2 protein-coding genes are annotated in these 1867 nt (G+C 74.9%); both read right to left on the bottom strand.

What is annotated here, in order from left to right; all coding sequences use genetic code 11:
- Positions 1-170: 170 nt before the first annotated feature.
- Entirely contained in the window at positions 171-920 is a 750-nt protein-coding gene (locus AB0O29_RS35535; RefSeq protein WP_365160468.1) for an anti-sigma factor, read from the bottom strand.
- Positions 917-1582 (bottom strand): ECF RNA polymerase sigma factor SigK, encoded by a 666-nt coding sequence (sigK, locus tag AB0O29_RS35530; RefSeq protein WP_365160465.1) that lies wholly within the window; start codon positions 1580-1582, stop codon positions 917-919. The genes AB0O29_RS35535 and sigK overlap by 4 nt, the downstream gene beginning before the upstream one ends.
- Positions 1583-1867: the final 285 nt, after the last annotated feature.

Below are 1867 nucleotides of genomic sequence, written 5' to 3'. Positions count from 1 at the left end.
CGCCGATCACGGCCACGTTCCGGTGTTCCGACACAACCGCTCCCGCCACTCGGCACGCCGCCGGGTCGGCGACGCCTCACCCGTACTTCGGGGCCGGGTGGCGATCGGATTGGACGCGTTCCGTGAGCGGGACGGCGCAGGGGGTCAGCCCGGTCCGCCCGGTCAGCCCGTCAGGCGGGCAGGTTCAGCAGGAGCAGGGGGGCGGTGGTGGGCCGGGGGGAACCTCCGGCGGGTTCCAGGGTCAGTCCGACGGCGGTCGCGCCGGCGGGGCTGCCGGTGAGGACGACGGTGCCGTCCCCCTGGATGAGCCCGGCCGGGAGCATCGTGCCGTCGTGGGCGAGCCACAGCTGGTACGTCCGTCCCGTGCCGGGCGCGGGCAGGTTGCCGGCGGTGAAGACGGCCTTGTCCTGCCGCTGGGAGGCGACGACGGTGGCCAGGGCGCCGTTCCCGGTCCGCCCGTGGACGGTGCGGGCATCGGGTGCGGCCAGCACGGCGCTGACGGCGTCCAGCTGCTGCTGCGCCCGGCGGGCCCGCTGCTCCAGCTCCTGCCCGTGCCGCGCCTGCCAGACCGTGACCCCGCCGAGGACCGCGGCGGCCACGGCGGCGGCCAGTGCCAGGGGCAGGGCCGTACGGCGCAGCGTGCCGGCGAAGGAGCGGGCTGCCGGGGCGGCCGGGACGTGCGGGGGCAGCTGGCGCACCCCGTCGACGGCCGCCATGACCCGCTCCTTGGACGATGCGGGCGGAGGCTGCGCGACGGCGGTGGCGAGGCGGGCCGCGGTCGCCCCGAACTCCGCCGCTTCCTGCCGGCAGGCCTCGCAGGCCCGCAGATGGGCTTCGAACTCCTCCCGCTCACCTGGTTCGAGTGCGCCGAGGGCGTAGGCGGCGGCGAGGGTGTGGGTGTCGGACGCGTGGTGTTTCATGTGGTCACCCCCATGCAGTCGCGGAGCCGGATGAGCCCGTCGCGCATGCGTGTCTTGATGGTGGGAAGCGGCGTGCGCAGGGCTTCGGCGACCTCACGGTAGGTCAGCCCCTGGTAGTAGGCCAGGTTCACGGCCTGACGCTGGAGTTCGGTCAGGCCGCGCATGCAGCGGCGTACCTGCTCGGACTCCAGGCGCGTCTCGACCTGCTCGGCGACCTCGTCGAAGGCGGTGGTGTGCTCGCGGGCGGCCCGGGCCTGCTCCCGGTCGGCGGCGGCCTGGGCCGAGCGCACCCGGTCCACGGCCCGCCGGTGGGCGATCGTCGCCGCCCACGTGGTCACGGAACCCGCGTCGGGGCGGTAGCGGGCGGCCTGGCGCCACAGATCGATCATGACCTCCTGGGCGACCTCCTCGGACTGCGCCCGGTCGCGCACGACCTTGACGACGATCCCGAAGACCATGGGCGCGAGGGCGTCGTAGAGGACGGAGAAGGCCTGTTTGTCGCCGTGGGCGACCTTCTGCATGGTCTCGGCGAGGTCACGCCGGCCGGGGTCCTCGGGGCGGCCGGCGCCGAAGGGGATCGGCTGGTTCACCGGCGCCGCTCCGGCCGTGACCGGAAGACGGAGAGGCGGCCGGAGGGGGCCGTCGGGGGGCGGGGCATCCATCGCATGGTGGTCCTCGGTCATCGCTGGTCGTCGCTCGGGCTGAGCCTGTGGGGGTGCCGTCTGTTCTTCGTAGCGGAACGGCCCTCGGATGGGAGAGCGCTTCCGCACCCGTTCGGGTGAACCCGGCGGGATCGGCCAAACCTGCTCCGCGGCAGCGCCGAAGACAGCACGTGAGGAGGCCCGAAGGCGCTGTGCCGGCTGACGTCCCCTCAGGACCCCGGTCCGCCGCCGGCACGACGGGATGGCGCGCGGACCGGTGACCCGGCCGCTCACAGGGCCGGCCGG

Source organism: Streptomyces sp. NPDC089915, from assembly GCF_040684675.1.
In the GTDB taxonomy this organism is placed as follows: domain Bacteria; phylum Actinomycetota; class Actinomycetes; order Streptomycetales; family Streptomycetaceae; genus Streptomyces.
The sequence above is the reverse complement of the archived record's forward strand: the minus strand, read 5'-3'. Positions and strand labels throughout refer to the sequence as shown.

What these genes read in the sequence shown, in the direction of transcription:
- sigK (WP_365160465.1), bottom strand. Translation starts at nt 1,582, where the DNA reads ATGGATGCCCCGCCCCCCGACGGCCCCCTCCGGCCGCCTCTCCGTCTT.
- AB0O29_RS35535 (WP_365160468.1), bottom strand. Translation starts at nt 920, where the DNA reads ATGAAACACCACGCGTCCGACACCCACACCCTCGCCGCCGCCTACGCC.